15 protein-coding genes and 1 riboswitch are annotated in these 17,429 nt (G+C 72.1%); of the genes, 8 read left to right on the plus strand and 7 right to left on the minus strand.

Annotated elements, in window-relative coordinates; all coding sequences use genetic code 11:
• Positions 1 to 89 precede the first annotated feature (89 nt).
• The 3 genes from ACZ6B1_RS09675 to ACZ6B1_RS09685 all read left to right on the plus strand — a co-directional run bounded on the left by ACZ6B1_RS09675 (position 90) and on the right by ACZ6B1_RS09685 (position 3,085).
• Entirely contained in the window at positions 90 to 884 is a 795-nt protein-coding gene (locus ACZ6B1_RS09675; RefSeq protein ID WP_468776504.1) for a class II aldolase/adducin family protein, read from the plus strand.
• A gap of 202 nt (positions 885 to 1,086) precedes the next feature.
• Complete coding sequence (locus tag ACZ6B1_RS09680; protein WP_468776506.1) at positions 1,087 to 2,367, plus strand: hypothetical protein; 1,281 nt, start codon at positions 1,087 to 1,089, stop codon at positions 2,365 to 2,367.
• 187 nt (positions 2,368 to 2,554) lie between these two features.
• Entirely contained in the window at positions 2,555 to 3,085 is a 531-nt protein-coding gene (locus ACZ6B1_RS09685) for a TQO small subunit DoxD (RefSeq protein WP_468776507.1), read from the plus strand.
• Here ACZ6B1_RS09685 and ACZ6B1_RS09690 read toward each other — a convergent pair.
• Complete coding sequence (locus ACZ6B1_RS09690; protein ID WP_468776508.1) at positions 3,076 to 3,291, minus strand: hypothetical protein; 216 nt, start codon at positions 3,289 to 3,291, stop codon at positions 3,076 to 3,078. The genes ACZ6B1_RS09685 and ACZ6B1_RS09690 overlap by 10 nt on opposite strands.
• Entirely contained in the window at positions 3,278 to 4,750 is a 1,473-nt protein-coding gene (locus ACZ6B1_RS09695) for a PspC domain-containing protein (protein ID WP_468776510.1), read from the minus strand. The genes ACZ6B1_RS09690 and ACZ6B1_RS09695 overlap by 14 nt, the downstream gene beginning before the upstream one ends.
• A 162-nt stretch (positions 4,751 to 4,912) precedes the next feature.
• On the opposite strand from ACZ6B1_RS09695, the gene ACZ6B1_RS09700 reads away from it, so the two are divergent.
• Both ACZ6B1_RS09700 and ACZ6B1_RS09705 read left to right on the plus strand, forming a co-directional pair.
• Positions 4,913 to 6,238 carry an ATP-binding protein gene (locus tag ACZ6B1_RS09700; RefSeq protein ID WP_468776511.1) on the plus strand — a complete coding sequence of 442 codons (1,326 nt, stop codon included), beginning with the start codon at positions 4,913 to 4,915 and terminating at the stop codon, positions 6,236 to 6,238.
• Complete coding sequence (locus tag ACZ6B1_RS09705; RefSeq protein ID WP_468776513.1) at positions 6,235 to 6,966, plus strand: LuxR C-terminal-related transcriptional regulator; 732 nt, start codon at positions 6,235 to 6,237, stop codon at positions 6,964 to 6,966. The genes ACZ6B1_RS09700 and ACZ6B1_RS09705 overlap by 4 nt, the downstream gene beginning before the upstream one ends.
• Positions 6,967 to 6,973: 7 nt before the next feature.
• Here the strand turns inward: ACZ6B1_RS09705 and ACZ6B1_RS09710 are convergent, their stop codons facing one another.
• On the minus strand, positions 6,974 to 8,038 hold the full coding sequence (locus tag ACZ6B1_RS09710; RefSeq protein WP_468777461.1) for a C40 family peptidase: 1,065 nt from the start codon (positions 8,036 to 8,038) through the stop codon (positions 6,974 to 6,976).
• Positions 8,039 to 8,461: 423 nt separating this feature from the next.
• Here ACZ6B1_RS09710 and ACZ6B1_RS09715 point away from each other — a divergent pair, with 423 nt between their 5' ends.
• Positions 8,462 to 8,815: a hypothetical protein gene (locus tag ACZ6B1_RS09715; RefSeq protein ID WP_468776514.1), complete on the plus strand. Its 354-nt coding sequence runs from the start codon at positions 8,462 to 8,464 to the stop codon at positions 8,813 to 8,815.
• Between the two features lie 3 nt (positions 8,816 to 8,818).
• Here the strand turns inward: ACZ6B1_RS09715 and ACZ6B1_RS09720 are convergent, their stop codons facing one another.
• Positions 8,819 to 9,793 (minus strand): tellurite resistance/C4-dicarboxylate transporter family protein, encoded by a 975-nt coding sequence (locus ACZ6B1_RS09720; RefSeq protein ID WP_468776515.1) that lies wholly within the window; start codon positions 9,791 to 9,793, stop codon positions 8,819 to 8,821.
• Positions 9,794 to 9,865: 72 nt separating this feature from the next.
• Entirely contained in the window at positions 9,866 to 10,990 is a 1,125-nt protein-coding gene (locus ACZ6B1_RS09725; protein WP_468776516.1) for a C40 family peptidase, read from the minus strand.
• An 8-nt stretch (positions 10,991 to 10,998) separates the two neighbouring features.
• Positions 10,999 to 11,171: riboswitch (cyclic di-AMP (ydaO/yuaA leader) on the minus strand.
• A gap of 283 nt (positions 11,172 to 11,454) precedes the next feature.
• Between ACZ6B1_RS09725 and pcrA the strand changes: the two genes are divergently transcribed.
• Positions 11,455 to 13,935 carry a DNA helicase PcrA gene (gene pcrA, locus ACZ6B1_RS09730; RefSeq protein ID WP_468776518.1) on the plus strand — a complete coding sequence of 827 codons (2,481 nt, stop codon included), beginning with the start codon at positions 11,455 to 11,457 and terminating at the stop codon, positions 13,933 to 13,935.
• Between the two features lie 103 nt (positions 13,936 to 14,038).
• On the opposite strand, the gene ACZ6B1_RS09735 is transcribed toward pcrA, so the two are convergent.
• Positions 14,039 to 15,619 carry a M23 family metallopeptidase gene (locus ACZ6B1_RS09735; RefSeq protein ID WP_468776519.1) on the minus strand — a complete coding sequence of 527 codons (1,581 nt, stop codon included), beginning with the start codon at positions 15,617 to 15,619 and terminating at the stop codon, positions 14,039 to 14,041.
• A gap of 255 nt (positions 15,620 to 15,874) precedes the next feature.
• Positions 15,875 to 16,729, minus strand: a complete 855-nt coding sequence (locus tag ACZ6B1_RS09740; protein WP_468776521.1) for an esterase/lipase family protein — start codon at positions 16,727 to 16,729, stop codon at positions 15,875 to 15,877.
• 225 nt (positions 16,730 to 16,954) lie between these two features.
• On the opposite strand from ACZ6B1_RS09740, the gene ACZ6B1_RS09745 reads away from it, so the two are divergent.
• The gene (locus tag ACZ6B1_RS09745) at positions 16,955 to 17,371 is read left to right on the plus strand and encodes a cobalamin B12-binding domain-containing protein (RefSeq protein ID WP_468776523.1); all 417 of its coding nucleotides are present in this window, start codon (positions 16,955 to 16,957) and stop codon (positions 17,369 to 17,371) included.
• Positions 17,372 to 17,429 lie beyond the last annotated feature (58 nt).

Consider the following 17,429-nt stretch of genomic DNA (forward strand, 5'->3'; position numbering starts at 1 on the left):
CACGTCATCTTTACCAACCAGCGCTGCCCTTTTGCGCCGACCGGCGGTAACTTCCCGCCCGTACCGCAAACCCCCACGCTGGAGGACCCATGCACGGGCCCACGCCGCCCCCTCCGCTGCCCACCGACCAGCTGAAGTTCGCCATGCCCCCCATGCACGACTCGGTCGAGGACGAACGCCGGCACCGCAAGGAGCGGCTCGCGGGTGCCCTGCGGATCTTCGGGCGCACCGGACTCGAGGACGGGGTGTCCGGGCACATCACCGCGCGCGACCCGGAGTACAGCGGCTGCTTCTGGGTCAACCCGTTCGGGATGCCGTTCAAGCACGTCACCGTCGGCGACCTCGTGCTCGTCAACCAGGACGGCCAGGTCGTCGAGGGCCGCTACCACGTCAACCAGGCCGCGTTCACCGTGCACGCCCAGGTGCACGCCGCCCGGCCCGACGTCGTCGCCGTCGCGCACTGCCACTCCGTGCACGGCCGGGCCGTCGCCGCGCTCGGCGACCTCATCGACCCCATCACCCAGGAGAGCTGCGCCTTCTACGAGGACCTGGCGCTGTACGACGCCTACACCGGCGTCAACGTCGACGCCGAGGAGGGCCGCCGCATCGCCGGGACACTGGGGTCCCGCAAGGCGCTGGTGCTGCGCAACCACGGGCTGCTGACCGTGGGGAACTCGGTGGACGCGGCGGCCTGGTGGTTCCTGTCCCTGGAACGGTCCTGTCAGGTGCAGCTGATGGCCAAGGCGGCCGGCCGGCCGGTCCTCATCGACCACAAGCTGGCCGTGGCCACCCGCGAACAGCTCGGCGGCGACCTGGTGGCCTGGATCAACTACCAGCCCCTGTGGCAGGACATCAGCCGCAGCGAACCCGACCTGCTCGGCTAGCTCCCGGAACGCGCGGGGGGCGCCGGGAGCCGCGTCAACACGGTGGCCCGGAGTTCACCCGCCGTGACCCGGACCGGCGGGCCCTGGCCGCCCGGGGTAAGGCACAATTCGCTTTCGTCGCAGGGGAGTTCCGCGGCCGGAAATGCGCACTATGGGTGGCTTCGGTCGTATCGAGAGGTAGTGCGGAAGGCGGGCGTGGGGCGTGGCGGTGCAGGAGGCCAGACAGAGCACGGGTGCCGACGGCATCCATGAGGGCGGCTGTGCGTGCGGGGACTGCCCGCACGGGGCCCGCCAGGGGCACCGGCGGGCCGTCGCGGCGTTCCTGCGCGTCCGCGACGAGTTCGCGGCCGGACAGGGGCTGCCGCCGGCGGTGGCCCACTCGGCCTCCGCCTCCCGCCAGTGGGTCTCCGAGGAGCTGACCCAGCGGGCCGAGGAGGTCGCCGAGCGCGGCCGCGCCGAAGGCCAGGCGTGGCTCGCGCGGCTGTGGCTGCGGACGGTGTGCGCGGTGGGCGGCGCGGTCCTCGCCCTGCTGCTCGCCGAGTCGCTCACCGCGATCGGCGCGGGCTGGAGCAGTACCCGGACCGCCGCCCTGCTCGCCGCCTTCGCCGTCGGGGGCGTGCTTGCCGCCGCCTCCTGGTGGCACCGGGCGCGCGGAGGGGTGCTCGCTCCGCTCATCGGCGAGGACAACCGCATGTCCACCTCCCGCAGCGTGGCCGCGAGCTGGATCCTCCTGGTGACCTACGCCGTCCTGCTGCTTGCGGGCCGGCTGGCCGCCGCATCCGGTCACACCGAACGCGACGCGCTGCTCACCGGCCTGGATCTCGCGCGCGGCGCGGGCCTGGTGACCGTCCTCGGCGTGCTGTGCGGCATCGCCGTACTGGTCCGCCGGGTGGTCGGTCTGCGCATCCTCGCCCAGCGGCTGCAGAAGGTACCGGCCCACCGGCCGCGCGCGGCCGACCTGCTGACCGACGACTCCGGCAGAGGTGCCTTCGCCGACATCCAATACGTCGCCGTGAACGCCGTCGCCCTGCTGTTCGCCGCCGTCCGGCTGGCCCGCCGCCCCGACCAGCTCCCCGACCTGCCCTGGGGGCTCGCGGTCCTGGTGATGGTCTCCGCCGCGACCTACCTGGCCGGCAAGTACGCGGAGGGCGGCCGCCCGGTGATCCTGTCCGTGGTCCGTGCCCGCGAGCCCGGCGACCTGGACGGCCCGATCCGCACCGGCGACGACATCGAGATCCGCGGCTCCGGCTTCGTCCCTCCCGGCGCCCACAGTGCCGACCGCCTCTCCCGCACGGTCGTCCGTATCGGTGCCGTCGACGTCCACGTCCCCCTGGTCCCCGTCACCGGCGGCTTCCGCAACCCCACCGACACCATCCTGACCGTCCCGGTACCGGTCGAGGTGGAACCCGGCGCGGTGGAGGTGCAGGTGATCACCGCGGGCGGCGCGGCGACCAACCGGTGCGTCGTCCAGATCACCGAATGAGGGACGGGCCGAGTGAGAAGCGGACCGCCGGGCAGGTCACTTCGTCCGGTCCGGCCGTCCGCTCGAATCCGAAGGTCGGAAGTCGGTAAAAGCGGTGAAAGCGTCTCGCAGAGGGTTGAACGGTTCCCGCTCGTCATACGTATCGTCCATTGAGGGGTCCGGCACGGGTGAGAGGCGGCTGGCAGCGATGACTCAGGGTATTCGGACGGACACCTACACCTCCGATCTCAACGGTGTGCGCGGCTGGCGGGAGACGGCCACCCGATACGCCCTCCTTCCGCTTCGCATCTTCCTCGGCGTGACCTTCGTCTACGCCGGCCTGAACAAGATCACCGACAGTGCCTTCCTCAAGTCCGGTGGCGCCGGGTCGATCGGCGACACCATGCGTGCGGCCCGCGGCTCCGCCGCCCTTCCGGCCCTGATCGACCTGGCCCTCAAGAACCCCGTCGGCTTCGGCTTCGTCATCGCCCTCGGCGAGCTGGCCGTCGGCATCGGCACCCTGCTCGGACTGCTCGGCCGGCTGGCCGCCCTGGGCGGCGCGCTGATCTCGCTCAGCCTGTGGCTGACCGTGAGCTGGGCCTCGACGCCGTACTACTACGGCAACGACCTCGCCTACCTGATGGCCTGGCTGCCCCTCGTCCTGGCCGGAGCGCCCTATCTCTCCCTGGATGCGGCCCTCAGGTCGCGCCGACGGGCCCGAGCGGGCGGCTACCGCTGACCGCTGCGCGCGGCCTGCCGTCTGCGTATGCCCCGCCCCGCCGCAGTGCTGGCTCCGGCGAGGCAGAGGCCGCCCACCACCAGCGGGATCATCAGGAACCACGGGACGTCCCACAGCCCGGCCGCGTCGCCGGCGTAGACCGCGCCGGCGGCGGTGAGGAAGAGACCGGCGACCAGCTTGCCCGGCTGGAACTCATGACGCAGCACGGCTGACCTCCACCTGTCCGACGCCCACCCGGAGATCCAGGCTGAGCGTGCCGGCCTTCCTCCCGGACCCGGCGGGTGCCAGGGTCACCTCCTGGTGCCTGCCCGGCTTCACGTCCACGTCCTTCCTGCTGTCACCGGGCAACCGGATGTCGCCCACGCCCACGTCGATGCTCATCCGCACGGTCGCGTCCCGAGGCACGATCACCTTCAACTGCCCCGCGCCCACCTCCGCGCCGGTGGTCACCGTCCGCCCGCTGCCGGGGTGCACCCGTGTCAGGTCCAGGGTGCCTACGCCGGTGCCCACGGAGTAGGCGGGCCGCACGTCCGCCGTCGCGGCCGGTCTCCAGGACATCCGGTTCCAGTGGGTCGCTATGTCCTTCGGCAGGGCCGTGGTGCCCGCCAGCAGCCCCGCGGTGACGATCGCCAGGAACACCGACCCGGCCCCCGTCCGGCCCAGGAACGCGCTGACCGCGATGCCGAGACCGAAGGCCACGAGCGCCCAGGCCAGTCCGGTCTGGAGACTGGTGCCCAGCGGGTGCGTGTCCCAGGTCAGCCCGGTGCCCAGTCCGCCGGCCAGCAGGGCGAATAGGAACACCCAGCCGCCGATCCAACGCGGGCCACGCGGTCCCGGCGGCGCCGTCCGCGTCGACTGTGCGGCCCCGGGGTGGGTCCAGGGGAGGTCGATGCCGAGGTCGACGGCCGGGGCGAGGTCCCGGTCCCGGGCGTCGGGAGGGCCCCACAGATACCCGGTGCCGCTGACATGGGTGCCGTCCCTGACGATCGGATCACGCCACCAGGAGGGGTGGTGAATGGTGATGACCGGCGGCGCCTTGGCCTCCGGCGGGGCGTCCGCGGCGGCCTGCGCGGCGAGCGGATCGGGGTCGGGGGCACCGCGGTGCCGTGACCAGTACCCGGCGCCGGCCAGCAGCAGGGAGAGCACCACGGCGAAGGCGAGTACCCCGCCGTTCTTCAGCATGGTCAGGAAGATCCCGCAACCGACCAGGGCGAACAGCACGGCGGCCAGCGCCTGCCCGTCGACGCGCCCGGTCAGCAGCTTGCGGACCTCGTTCTCCTCTTCCTCCTCGTACGGCACGAGCAGCCAGGCGAAGCCGTAGAAGATCAGACCGATGCCGCCGGTCGCGGCCAGCACTGCCAGGGTGATCCGGAAGATCACCGGGTCCATGTCGGCCCGCCGTCCGAGCCCCGCGCACACGCCCGCGATCATCTTGTGCCGGCGGTCGCGCCGGAAGCGGCCGGGGGCCTCCGCGGTGTCCTGCTCGTCCGTCCGCCGCTCCGCCGTCGTCCGCCCCGCGGTGCCGGTGCTCGCGGCTCCCTCCGCTTCGGGCGCTCCTGTCCCGCCCGCCGCGGCGGGCGCGGCATCCGTCGGCCCGGTGCCCGGGGTGGGGCGCGGGCCGGGGCCGGGTCCCGGACCCGTCGCGGCGTGCTCGTGATCGGTCATGTGTCCATGGTGACGGCCCGTCCGCCGCGAGGGGAGTCGGGATGACCCTGGGCGAACCCTGAGATCGGCCCGGAGAGACGGCGGAGAGGCGTTCGGCACGGGCCGGCCGGCCGCTGCGGACCCCCGGCCCGGAGATCAGGGGAGTCTAGGGGGCGGACCCTGATGCTCCGCCCCCGTGGCCGTGTGACCATCGATGGCATGCCGGAAGCCGCAGCACTGCCCCTCGACGACCCGCGGCCGCCGCGCAAGCTCTACCGCAGCAGCGACGGCCGCTGGCTCGGCGGGGTGGCGCGGGGCCTCGCCGGGCACCTCGGCCTGCCCGTCATCTGGGTCCGGCTCGCCTTCGTCGGCCTGTTCATGGCCAACGGACTGGGCGCGCTGCTGTACGCCGCGTTCTGGTTCTTCGTCCCGCTCGGCGTGGGCGGCGTCGACGGCCACAAGCCGCCGCTGGTCGGCACCGGGACCTCGCCGGAGGGCCGGCGCAGACTGGTGGCCCGTAAGCCGGACAAGGGGCAGATGGTCGCCCTGCTCCTCATGGTGATCGTGTCCATGGTCTTCGTGGGCAGTGTCAACCTGACCAACGGGGCCAAGGCGTATCTGCTGCCCGCCGTGCTGGTCGCGGCCGGTGTCGCCCTCGTCTGGCGCCAGGCGGACAACGCCCGGCGGGCCCGCTGGGTCGAGGTCGGCAGCCGCCGGCGCACGCTCACTCTGCTGCGCGCGGGCGTCGGGGTCCTGCTGGTCACCGCAGGCGTCTCCGCCATCTTCGTCATGCAGGGCTCGGCCGCCCAGCTCGGCGCGGTTCTCCAGGCGGCGCTCGCCGTCCTCGTCGGCATCACCCTGCTCGCCGGCCCCTATCTGGTCCGGATGACCCAGGACCTGTCCGAGGAACGCCTGATGCGCATCCGCGCCCAGGAACGCGCCGAGGTCGCCGCCCACGTGCACGACTCCGTGCTGCACACCCTCACCCTGATCCAGCGCAACGCCGACAACGCCGGCGAGGTGCGCCGCCTGGCCCGGGCCCAGGAGCGGGACCTGCGCACCTGGCTGTACAAGCCCGAGGGCACGGGCAAGGAGGAGGCGGACGAGCCCGACACCGTCGCCGAGGCGGTGCGGCGCAGCGCCGCCGAGGTGGAGGACAAGCACGGCGTGCCCATCGAGGTGGTCGCGGTCGGCGACTGCCCGCTCGACGAACGGACCGGGGCGCAGATGCAGGCCGCGCGCGAGGCGATGGTCAACGCCGCCAAGTACGGTGGCGAGGGCGGTGCCGTACAGGTCTACGCCGAGGTCGAGGGGAGGACGGTGTTCGTGTCGGTCCGCGACCGCGGCCCGGGCTTCGACCTCGACTCGATACCCGCCGACCGCATGGGTGTCAGAGAATCGATCATCGGCCGCATGGAGCGCAACGGCGGCACGGCCCGGCTGCGGGCGGTGCCGGGTGGCGGCACGGAGGTCGAACTGGAGATGGAGAGGGCGGAGAAGACGTCATGAGCGACGCGACCGAGGCGAACGGCACGGCGGGAGCGGCGGAGCCGGCCGGGTCCGGCACGGCCGGGAAACGGCATGTGCGCGTGGTGCTCGTGGACGACCACCGTATGTTCCGCACCGGCGTGCAGGCCGAGATCGGGCAGACCGCCGAGACCGGGGTCGAGGTGGTCGGCGAGGCCGCGGACGTCGACCAGGCGGTCTCGGTCATCACCGCGACCCGGCCCGAGGTGGTCCTGCTCGACGTCCACCTGCCAGGTGGCGGCGGCGTAGAAGTACTGCGCCGGTGTGCCGCGTTGACGGCGGACGCGGAGCGGCCGGTCCGCTTCCTCGCCCTGTCCGTCTCCGACGCCGCGGAGGACGTGATCGGTGTGATCCGCGGCGGTGCCCGCGGCTACGTCACCAAGACCATCACCGGCACCGACCTGGTCGACTCGGTCTTCCGGGTCCAGGAGGGCGACGCCGTCTTCTCGCCGCGCCTGGCCGGGTTCGTCCTGGACGCCTTCGCCTCCACCGACGCCCCGCCGGTCGACGAGGACCTGGACCGCCTCACCCAGCGCGAACGGGAGGTGCTGCGCCTGATCGCCCGCGGCTACGCCTACAAGGAGATCGCCAAGCAGCTCTTCATCTCCGTCAAGACGGTCGAGTCCCATGTCTCGGCGGTCCTGCGCAAACTCCAGCTCTCCAACCGCCACGAGCTGACCCGCTGGGCCACGGCACGCCGGCTGGTCTGAGCCGCCGTCACGCCACCCGTGTCGCCCCCGCGAACGGCATCTCGTCGACGGGGGCCACCCGGACCGGCGCCGACGGGTTCGGGGCGTGGATCATCCGGCCGTTGCCGATGTAGATGCCGACATGGCTGATGCCCGAGTAGAAGAAGACCAGGTCGCCGGGTTGGAGCTGGGAGCGGGGCACCCGCCGGCCCGCGTTGATCTGGGCGTAGGTGGTGCGGGGCAGGGAGATGCCCGCGGAGCGGTAGGCGGCCTGCACCAGTCCCGAGCAGTCGAAGGCGCTGGGCCCGGTCGCGCCCCACACATAGGGACTGCCGAGCTTCTGGTAGGCGTAGGCGACGGCCGCGGCCGCCCGGGAGTCGGAGGCGGCGACGGACCCCGCCTGCTCCAGGGCCGCCCGGGTGTCCGAGGCGGAGCGCGAGGCGTGCCCGGCGGTGGTGCCGTCGCCGGCGATCCGTGACCGCTCCGGGGGAGTGAGCCGTGCCAGCAGCCTGCGCGCCTCGCCGAGTTTCGCGGTGACGGTCTGCTTGTGACCTCGTGCCTCCGCCTGCCGCGACCGCAGTGACTTCAGCTCGACACGTGAGGCGCCGCGCAACTGCTCGATCTCGCGGAGCTGTTCCCGCACCCGCGCCACCGTCCCGGCCTGCCGGTCGCCCGCCCGCTCCGCGAACGCGGCCCCGTCCAGGTAGCGGTCCGGATCGCTGGACAGCGCGAGCTGCCAGGAGGGGTCGATCGCGCCGTCACGGTACTGCGCCGCCGCCAGTGAACCGAGCGCGTCACGTGCCGTGTTGAGCTTCTGCTGCCTGCGGGCGGCCTCGTCCCGCAGCGAGTTCAGCCGCCGCTGGGCGGCGTCCGCCTTCTCCTTCGACCCGTTGTACTTCTCGGTGGCGGCCTCCGCCTCCTGGTACAGCTTGTCGACCTTGGCCTTCACCTCGGCCGGCGTCAGCTGCGGCTCGGCGTTGCCCGTGCCCTCCAAGGCCGTCGCGGTGGCCGCGCCCGCCAGGGCGAGGGTGACGGCCGTGCGGGCCGTGTTACCGCCGAGCGAGCGCTGTCGGGGCTTGCGGTGCGCTGCCACCTGGACCGTCACGTCCTTCCATGGGACCTCTGCGGCCGAGCGGTAGGGGTGTCCGGCGGCCGCCCGCACAGGGGAACGGGCCGCCGCTGGACCTTTCTCGGCGGAGGTGGCCGGCGGCCGCCCCTGGCCCGGGCGGCGGTGGGAAGCCGGTCACCTGGGGGAGGACGCTAGGCCGGACTGTGACAGGTTGGTAACGCACTGTACGGAAGTGGCCGAGGCGGACCGAGCTGCACCTGTGCGTGATCGCATTGCCGGGCCATGGCTGTCGCCTTCACGCTGCGTAGTGACCGAAGCGCGGATTGAGGGGCCCACGGGGACCGTGTGGTGCTATGCGGCGCATATATGCAAGATCCCTCGCGTGGAGAGCGGCCGTCGACGGGCCCGGTGACCGGCCGTCCGGGACCCCCTCATAGGCTCCGGGTCATGGACGTACTCATCCATCTCCTCGTCGGCCTGCACATCATCGGCATCGCCGCGCTGCTCGGCGGTTTCCTCACCCAGATGAAGGCGATGGGCCGGGGCACGGCCCGGTTCGTCCCCGGGATGCTGCACGGCGCGTTCACCATGCTGGTCACCGGCGTGGCCCTGGTCGGGCTCAACGAGGCCGACGGCCACCACGTCAACACCTTCAAGATCGGGGTGAAGCTGGCCCTGCTGATCGTGATCCTCGGGCTGGTCTACGTCCAGCGCGACGAGGAGCAGGTGGACAAGCGCGTCTTCGGGCTCGTAGGCCTGCTGACCATGGCGAACATCTTCATCGCCGTGCTGTGGACGTGAGCCTCAGCGCGCCTTGACGAGGCCGGCGCGGGCGGCGAGCACCGCGCCGGCCGCGACCGCCAGCCACACCGCCACTGCCAGCCACAACAGCGCCTCGCCCAACCCCCGCAGCCACTCGATGCCCAGGACCGCCGCGACCGACAGGACCGACGCCGCCGTCATGCCCAGCGGGAAGACGGTCGACCACCGCCGCACGTCGAAGCGCAGCCGCGGCCGGGCCACCTCGGCGGCCAGCAGGACCAGGCAGCAGGCGAGGTCCAGGACCAGCAGCGCGGCGGTGACATTGCGCAGCACGCCCCGGTCGTCGTCGTTCCACAGGTACAGCCGCGCACTGTCGGCGGCCAGCAGCTTCGCCCCGGCCAGCGCCGAGATGGCGAGCGCCCCGCCCGCGATCCAGTGGTCGCCGGCACCCTCCAGCACCTGCCGCGGGTCGAAGCGCGCCAGCGCCAGGCCGTAGAGGACCAGGCCCAGCCAGAACAGCACCAGCGCGGCGTGCGCGAGCCATGCCGTGGTCTCGGCCGCGGCCAGTGTGGCCGCCAGCACCGCGAGCCCCTGTGTGGCCACACAACACAGGAAGACCGCACCCGGCATGCGCCGTCCCCAGTGCCGTACGACGAGAAGCAGCAGCGCCGGCCACATCAGTACCGCCAGCGCCAGGGCGGCCTCGGCCAGGGTCTGCCAACCGAGCAGCGAGAGCCGGGTGCCGAGCACCGCCGTGGCGGCGACGGCGGTGAGCGCGCCCGGGCTCTTCGCCTCGGCCAGCCACAGCGGCCGCTGCGTCACCAGCCGTACGGCGAAGTCGGCGGCGAGCGCCACCCAGGCGAGGCAGGCCAGCCACAGGAAGACCAGCGACACCGCCTCGGGACCGGTCAGGTGCAGACCCACCGACACGATGCCGCTCGCCATGACGGCGGCCCCCGCCGCCGGCGGTCGCCCCGCCCACCACGTACGCAGACAAGAGAAGCCGGGCATGGGCATGCGCCCGATGCTAGGGAGCGGCGACGCCCGCGCCCGCGGGGCACGCGCGCGCAGGGCCCGAAAAGAGCACCGTCAGGCCGGACGCACCACCCGGTGGACGACCGACTCGCCCGCAAGGTGGACCGGCTCCTCGCGCACGTACGCACCGGGGCGCGGGGCGTGGATCATCGTTCCGTCGCCCGTGCACAGACCCACATGGCTGTTGTCGTTGTGGAAGAAGACCAGATCACCGGGGCGCGCGTCGGCGAGCGGGACGGCGGTGCCCATGGCGGCCTGGTCACGCGCGGCACGCGGCAGGGTCACGCCGGCGGCCTTCCATGCGGCCTGGGTGAGGCCCGAGCAGTCGTAGGAGCCGGGCCCGCTGGCACCTGAGACGTACGGCTTGCCGATCTGGGCGCGGGCGAAGGCGATCGCCTTCTCGGCCTTGGTGACGGGGGCCGGCGGGGTGACGGCCGGCACGCTCACCGGCCGCGCCGCGGACCGCGGCCGCTCCGGGGCACGGACCGGGACCGAAGGCGGAGCCAGGACCGAGGTGAGAGCCGGATCCGGAGCGGGGATCGAGCCGAGAGCGGGGTCCGGAGCCGGGACCGCAGGAGGAGCCGGAGCCGGGACCGCAGGAGGAGCTGGAGCCGGTTCCGGGACCGGAGCCGTCCGCCGGGACAGCAACTCGCGCGCGGTGGCGAGCTTGTGCTGGACGGCCGCCTTGGCCGCCTTCACGTCGTACGGCGCGGTGACCGGCGCCTCGGGGGCCCTGGGGGCCTTCCCGCGCTCGGCCGCGCCCTTCACCCGGGAGGCCAGCCGGTTCATCAGCCGGCTCTGGGCGAAATGGTCCTCCGGGTACTCCGCGAGCAGCGAGCCGGCCGCCTCGGGAGCCGCGGCGAACGGAGCCAGCCCCTCGCGGGCCTTCGTGAACAGGCCCGGCCGCCGGACGGTCTCCCCGCGTGGAGCCTCGGCGCGAGCCCGCTGCACGGCCGCGGGTTCCTCCTCCGGGTCCGCCCTGCGGTACAGCTCGTCGATCTTCTTCTCGATCTCCTCCACACTCGGCCTGCCGTCGCCCGTGGAGGAGGCGGAGGCCGAAGCGGCCCCGGCCGTCTGGGACAGGACGGCCACGGAGGTGAGGGCGGCGGTGGCCAGGACGGGGGTGCGGATGCCCGTCCCGCGGGTTCCCGGGGGACCCGGCTTGCGGTGCGACGCCAAGGGTGGCGACTCCTTCCAACGTGCCGCCTACCGGGTTAGCTGTCGGGTTCGGGCGGGTGGTTCGGAAGGGTTGCCCTACGGCGTCGTCCCGGGCGGGAGTCGGCCGATTCACCCCAGGATCGGTGGGTCCCCGGCTCCGGCCGCCGCGAAGGGGGGGCACCGGACTCGGCGGAGGCCGCGCGGCCCGGCGAGGTTCGCCGGTGGGGGTCGTGCGGCCTGACGGCAACCTAGCCAACTCGTGTGACTCCTGTGAAGGTTGCTGTGCCATATGTCCGATACATTTCCGTGACCCGGGGCCGGTTTCATACGCGCGTGACAAGGCGCTTTCGCTGTGTGAGGAGTTCGGCAGCCCCCTTCGCGCGATGGCCGACGCGCCGGCACGGCGTGCTGTCGCGGACCTCACGGGCTCCGACTTTCCGGTGCCGGGACCGGTTGTCGGTGCGGCCCCCTAGACTCGTAGAGCGATGAGCAGCCTCTTTGACGACAGCTTCCTGGCGGACCTCCAGGCCCCTCGCGGGCACGCGGAGGAGCCCCCGCCGCCGCCCGAGGACGATCACGCTCCGGAGCCCCTTCCGGACGATCTGTTCGGCGGGAAGTTCGACGTGCCGCCGGACCGGGACACCCACTACCGCGACGGCGCCCCGCGTCCCGTGATCGACCCGGACGCGCTGCTGCGGGGGCTGAACGACAACCAGCGCGCCGCGGTCGTACACGCCGGCTCGCCGCTGCTCATCGTGGCCGGCGCGGGCTCCGGCAAGACCCGTGTGCTCACCCACCGCATCGCGCATCTGCTCGCCGCGCGGAACGTGCACCCGGGCCAGATCCTCGCGATCACCTTCACCAACAAGGCCGCCGGCGAGATGAAGGAGCGGGTCGAGCAGCTCGTCGGCCCGCGCGCCGGCGCGATGTGGGTGATGACCTTCCACAGCGCGTGCGTGCGCATCCTGCGGCGCGAGTCGAAGAGGCTCGGCTTCACATCGTCCTTCTCGATCTACGACGCCGCCGACTCCAAGCGCCTGATGGCCCTGGTCTGCCGCGACCTCGACCTCGACCCCAAGCGCTACCCGCCGAAGTCCTTCAGCGCCAAGATCAGCAACCTGAAGAACGAGCTGATCGACGAGGAGGACTTCGCCGCCCAGGCCACCGACGGCTTCGAGAAGACCCTCGCCCAGGCCTACGCGCTCTACCAGTCACGGCTGCGCGAGGCCAACGCGCTGGACTTCGACGACCTGATCATGACGACGGTCAACCTGCTGCGCGCCTTCCCGGACGTCGCCGAGCACTACCGCCGCCGCTTCCGGCACGTCATGGTCGACGAGTACCAGGACACCAACCACGCCCAGTACGCCCTCGTACGGGAGCTGGTGGGCACCGGGCAGCACGACGAGGACGTACCGCCCGGCGAGTTCGACCTGCCGCCCGCCGAACTCTGCGTGGTGGGCGACGCGGACCAGTCGATCTACGCCTTCCGGGGTGCGACGATCCGCAACATCCTCCAGTTCGAGGAGGACTACCCGGACGCGACGACGATCCTGCTGGAGCAGAACTACCGCTCCACGCAGACCATCCTGTCCGCCGCCAACGCGGTCATCGAGCGCAACGAGTCCCGCCGCCCGAAGAACCTGTGGACCAACGCCGGCCAGGGCGCGCGGATCACCGGCTACGTCGCCGACACCGAGCACGACGAGGCCCAGTTCGTCGCCGACGAGATAGACCGCCTCACCGACGCGGGCGAGGCGAAGGCCGGGGACGTCGCCGTCTTCTACCGCACCAACGCCCAGTCCCGTGTCTTCGAAGAGGTCTTCATCCGCGTCGGCCTGCCCTACAAGGTCGTCGGCGGCGTCCGCTTCTACGAGCGCAAGGAGGTCCGGGACGTCCTCGCCTACCTGCGTGTCCTCGCCAACCCCGAGGACTCGGTGCCGCTGCGCCGCATCCTCAACGTGCCCAAGCGCGGCATCGGCGAGCGGGCCGAGGCGATGATCGACGCCCTCTCCCAGCGCGAGAAGATCAGCTTCCCGCAGGCGCTCAAGCGGGTGGACGAGGCCTACGGCATGGCCGCGCGCTCCACCAACGCGGTCAAGCGGTTCAACACGCTGATGGAGGACCTGCGGACCGTCGTGGAGTCCGGCGCCGGACCGGCGACCGTGCTGGAGGCCATACTCGAACGCACCGGCTACCTGGCCGAGTTGCAGAGCTCCACCGACCCGCAGGACGAGACCCGTATCGAGAACCTCCAGGAACTCGCGGCGGTGGCCCTGGAGTTCGAGCAGGAGCACGCCGAGGGAGAGACGGGCACGCTCGCCGACTTCCTGGAGCGGGTCGCGCTGGTCGCCGACTCGGACCAGATCCCGGACGAGGAGGACGGCGACGGCGTCATCACCCTGATGACCCTGCACACCGCCAAGGGCCTGGAGTTCCCGGTCGTCTTCCTGACCGGCATGGAGGACGGCGTCTTCCCGCACATGCGCGCCCTCGGCCAGACCAAGGAACTGGAGGAGGAACGGCGCCTGGCGTACGTGGGCATCACCCGCGCGCGGGAGCGGCTGTACCTCACCCGGTCGGCAGTGCGCAGCGCCTGGGGCCAGCCGTCGTACAACCCGCCCTCCCGCTTCCTGGAGGAGATTCCGGCCGCCCACATGGAGTGGAAGCGGACCGGAGGGGCCTCACCGGTGTCCTCCGGTCCTGCCGCCGGGGTCGCCGCGTCGCTGTCCTCCTCCCGTTCCCGCTCCTCGGCGTCGGGCGCGTCCGGGTTCGCCACCCGGCGGTCGGCCGAGAAGCCGGTGGTCGCCCTGGCCGTCGGGGACCGGGTCACGCACGACCAGTTCGGTCTGGGCACGGTCGTCGGGGTCAAGGGCACCGGTGGCAACGCCGAGGCGACGATCGACTTCGGGGACACCAAGCCGAAGCGGCTGCTGCTGCGGTACGCGCCCGTCGAGAAGCTCTAGACGACCCGTCGGGCAGCGCCGGACGACAGGAGCCCCGCCGGTCGGCGGGGCTCACGTCATTCGTCCGTCTCTCCGAGGCTCGGCCCGGACGTCTCTCCGAGGCTCAGCTCGGGTCAAGTCCGTGGCTCCGCAGCCACGGCAGCGGGTCTATGGCCGCCCCGCCGGCCGGCCGGACCTCGAAGTGCAGGTGCGGGCCGGTGGAGTTGCCGGAGTTGCCGGAGTAGGCGACCGGCTGGCCGGCCTTGACGGCCGTACCGGAGGCGACGCGGTAGCTGGAGAGGTGGCAGTACCAGGTCTCCGTGCCGTCCTTCGCCGTCACGATCATCATGTTGCCGTAGGCGCTGTTCCACTTGGTGGAGACGACGCCGTCGGTCGCGGCCATCACCGTCGTGCCGTACGAGACCGGGAAGTCGATGCCCGTGTGCACGGACATCCAGTTCACACCGGCCTGGCCGAAGTAGGCGCTGAGCCCCTTCTGGGTGACCGGGATCGCGAACTTGGGCCGCAGCCGCTCCTTGAGCGCGGCCTCGGCGGCGGCCTTCTTCTTCTGCAGTTCCTGCTGGTTCTTGAGGTCGATGCGTTCCTGCGTACGGCTGGCCCGGTCGGCGAAGTCGTCCGCGCCGGCGGAGAGCGTCCGGAGCTGGGTGTCCAGCTTGCTGTTGGCGACGGACGGCTTCACCGACTGCGCGTCCGAGGCGGTGGCGGAGGTTTCCTTGCCGTCGTCGGTCAGGCCGCCGACGGAGGCGGCGGCGATGCCGGCGACCCCCATCACACAGGCCGAGGGGACGGCGATGGTCAGCAGCGCGGAGCGCTTGGGAGGAGTGCGGCGACGGGAACGCCCCGCGCCGCGGGAGGCCGCCCGGGGGGCCGGGACCGGAGCGGACTCCTCCTGGTCGTCGAGCAGCACCGGTACGGCGGGCAGCTCGCCCGTGTCGCCCGGCTCGCCGTCCCCGGCGGCCGCTTCCCCGAACTCGCCGGCCTCGGCGTATTCACCGAACTCGGCGGCGCCGGTGTACTCCCCGGTGTCCGCGTACTCGCCGGCCTCGGTGTAATCGACACCCTCGGCGTACTCGCCGAACTCGCCCGTCTCGGCGACCTGGTCGAACGGCTCGGCAAGCTGGTCGTGCGGTGCCCTGAACTGATCGTGCGGAGCTGCGAGCCGGTCGTGCTGCACGGGTGTGCCGTCGGAGTTCCACTGGGTGGCGTCGTACACGCCGGTGTCATAGGTCTGGGTGCCCCACTGCCACTGCTGGGTGGGGTCGGCGCCGGCGGACTGGTCGTGCTGCAGCCAGGTGTTCGCGTCCCACTGGCCGCTGACGTCGTTGCCCGTGGCCTGCCCCGGGATCGTCCAGGCGGTGGTGTCGTACGCGCCCGTCTCGTAGGCCGTGTGGTGCTGGGCCGCATACGGGTCGTACTGCGTGAACTGGCCCGTACCGGTCTGCCACTGCGTGCTGTCGTAGGCGCCCGTGTGCTGCTCGTCGCCCGGGAGGCTGCCGAAGAGCGGGTCGGCCGCGAAGGCGCCGGTACCGCCGTTGCCGGCCGCGAAACCGGTGGCGTCGTAGCCGCCGTACGTGGTGAGGTCGTCGTACTGGGCTTCCTGCGTTCCGTACGCGTAGTGCCCTGTGGAGGCGTCGGAAGCCGGGGTCGGGGTGGTCATGGTCCCCGACGGGTGACGGTCGTTCACCAACTTCTCTTTCGCCTCGACAACGGTGGCTGCCAGAGCAGTGCGGCGACTGTACCCGGCGGTACGCGGGCGCGACAATCGTCGGCCGGTTTCGGGTGGGCCGGAAACGGGCATTCGGCCGTGATTCGGGGGACTGTGAACGCGAGTTTGGCTTTGTGTTCGAGAAACGTTCGATGCTGGATGACGCTCTGTCACCTGTGGACCGGCTGTGTCACGCCCGTGCGCGGCCCCCGCTCACCCCTCCGGGGGCCTCCCTCACGCCACCGTCACACCGCCGGCGACCGGGCTTTCGGCGGGCGTCTCCTCGAGGGCCTCGCGTATCCCGGACGCCACGGCGGGGTGCACCGGCAGGGCGAGATGCCCGATGCCCGTCACCCGGACGTTGCGCACCTCCAGGTCGGGGTGGTCGATACAGGCCGATTCCAGGGGGTCCATCACGGAGTCCAGGTCGCTCCAGAAGCTGACGAACCGCGTACGGCAGCCGGGCGCCGGCCTGGTCAGTTCCTCGATCACCTCGGAGCCGGGCCGCATCTGCCGCACGATCGGGTGCGCGCTCGCCAGGGGTACCGCCCGGGTTCCGGAGTGCGGGGTGCCGAGGGTGACGAGGGTGCGTACCCTGATGTCACCGCCCAGGCACTGTGTGTAGTAGCGAGCGATGAGGCCGCCGAGGCTGTGGCCCACGATGTCCACCTGGGTGCTGCCGGTGCGCTCGCAGATCTCCTCGACATGCCGGCCCAGCAGTTCGGCGGCGATGCGTATGTCGCAGGTCAACGGAGAGTAGTTGAGTGACTCCACGCGCAGCCTGCCGCTGCGCGCGAGGCTGCGGCGCAGCAGGACGAAGACCGAGCGGTTGTCGATGAAGCCGTGCAGCAACACGACCGGGGGGCCGGGCCGGTCCGGCAGCCGGGTGGTGCCGTCCTGGCCCTGCGAGGGCGCGGGGCCGCGACGCTCCTGGGTGAGGCCGGTCGGGTACAGCAGCAGATGCCCGGCCAGGATCGCCGCTTCCAGCGCTGTCGCCTTGAGCAGGGTGATAGAGAGATCGACCAGTCTGCCGGGCCACAGGCGCCGGTAGAGCGGGAGGACGAGCGGCAGTACCCCGGTGACCTTCATTGGCCGACCTCCAGTCGGCACGTGGGGGGCGGCTCCGTCCCCCGCGTACCCTCATGTCCCACCATGTGATTTCCCCCTCCCCGCGTGCCGTAAAACTGCCGGCTGCGGGATGCTGGAGATAACGTTCGTTCACTTCGCGACGGGTGGCGGAACGCGCCAAAAGTGCGGTACTTGTCGTTTACGGACGGAAGCGATCGCTTCCGGGGTCGTCTGATGGAGGCAGTGATGGGTGTGGCAGCCGGTCCGATCCGCGTGGTTGTGGCCAAGCCGGGGCTCGACGGCCACGATCGCGGGGCCAAGGTCATCGCGCGTGCGCTGCGCGACGCCGGCATGGAGGTCATCTACACCGGACTCCACCAGACGCCGGAGCAGATCGTCGACACCGCGATCCAGGAGGACGCCGACGCGATCGGCCTGTCGATCCTCTCGGGCGCCCACAACACCCTCTTCGCCGCCGTCATCGACCTCCTCAGGGAGCGCGACGCCGAGGACATCATCGTCTTCGGCGGCGGCATCATCCCGGAGGAGGACATCGCGCCGCTGAAGGAGAAGGGCGTCGCGGGGATCTTCACGCCGGGAGCGACCACCGGGGCGATCGTGGAGTGGGTACGGGAGAACGTGCGACAGCCGGCCGCTTCCTGAGCCCGAGCCGCCGCGGACGCGGGTGCCGCAGGGTTCGGGGGCGCCGTCTCCGCGGCCT

This window comes from Streptomyces sp. NPDC041129 (assembly GCF_055592265.1).

What these genes read in the sequence shown, in the direction of transcription:
- ACZ6B1_RS09675 (WP_468776504.1), top strand. Translation starts at nt 90, where the DNA reads ATGCACGGGCCCACGCCGCCCCCTCCGCTGCCCACCGACCAGCTGAAG.
- ACZ6B1_RS09685 (WP_468776507.1), top strand. Translation starts at nt 2,555, where the DNA reads ATGACTCAGGGTATTCGGACGGACACCTACACCTCCGATCTCAACGGT.
- ACZ6B1_RS09695 (WP_468776510.1), bottom strand. Translation starts at nt 4,750, where the DNA reads ATGACCGATCACGAGCACGCCGCGACGGGTCCGGGACCCGGCCCCGGC.
- ACZ6B1_RS09700 (WP_468776511.1), top strand. Translation starts at nt 4,913, where the DNA reads ATGCTCCGCCCCCGTGGCCGTGTGACCATCGATGGCATGCCGGAAGCC.
- ACZ6B1_RS09705 (WP_468776513.1), top strand. Translation starts at nt 6,235, where the DNA reads ATGAGCGACGCGACCGAGGCGAACGGCACGGCGGGAGCGGCGGAGCCG.
- ACZ6B1_RS09715 (WP_468776514.1), top strand. Translation starts at nt 8,462, where the DNA reads ATGGACGTACTCATCCATCTCCTCGTCGGCCTGCACATCATCGGCATC.
- ACZ6B1_RS09720 (WP_468776515.1), bottom strand. Translation starts at nt 9,793, where the DNA reads ATGCCCATGCCCGGCTTCTCTTGTCTGCGTACGTGGTGGGCGGGGCGA.
- pcrA (WP_468776518.1), top strand. Translation starts at nt 11,455, where the DNA reads ATGAGCAGCCTCTTTGACGACAGCTTCCTGGCGGACCTCCAGGCCCCT.
- ACZ6B1_RS09740 (WP_468776521.1), bottom strand. Translation starts at nt 16,729, where the DNA reads ATGAAGGTCACCGGGGTACTGCCGCTCGTCCTCCCGCTCTACCGGCGC.
- ACZ6B1_RS09745 (WP_468776523.1), top strand. Translation starts at nt 16,955, where the DNA reads ATGGGTGTGGCAGCCGGTCCGATCCGCGTGGTTGTGGCCAAGCCGGGG.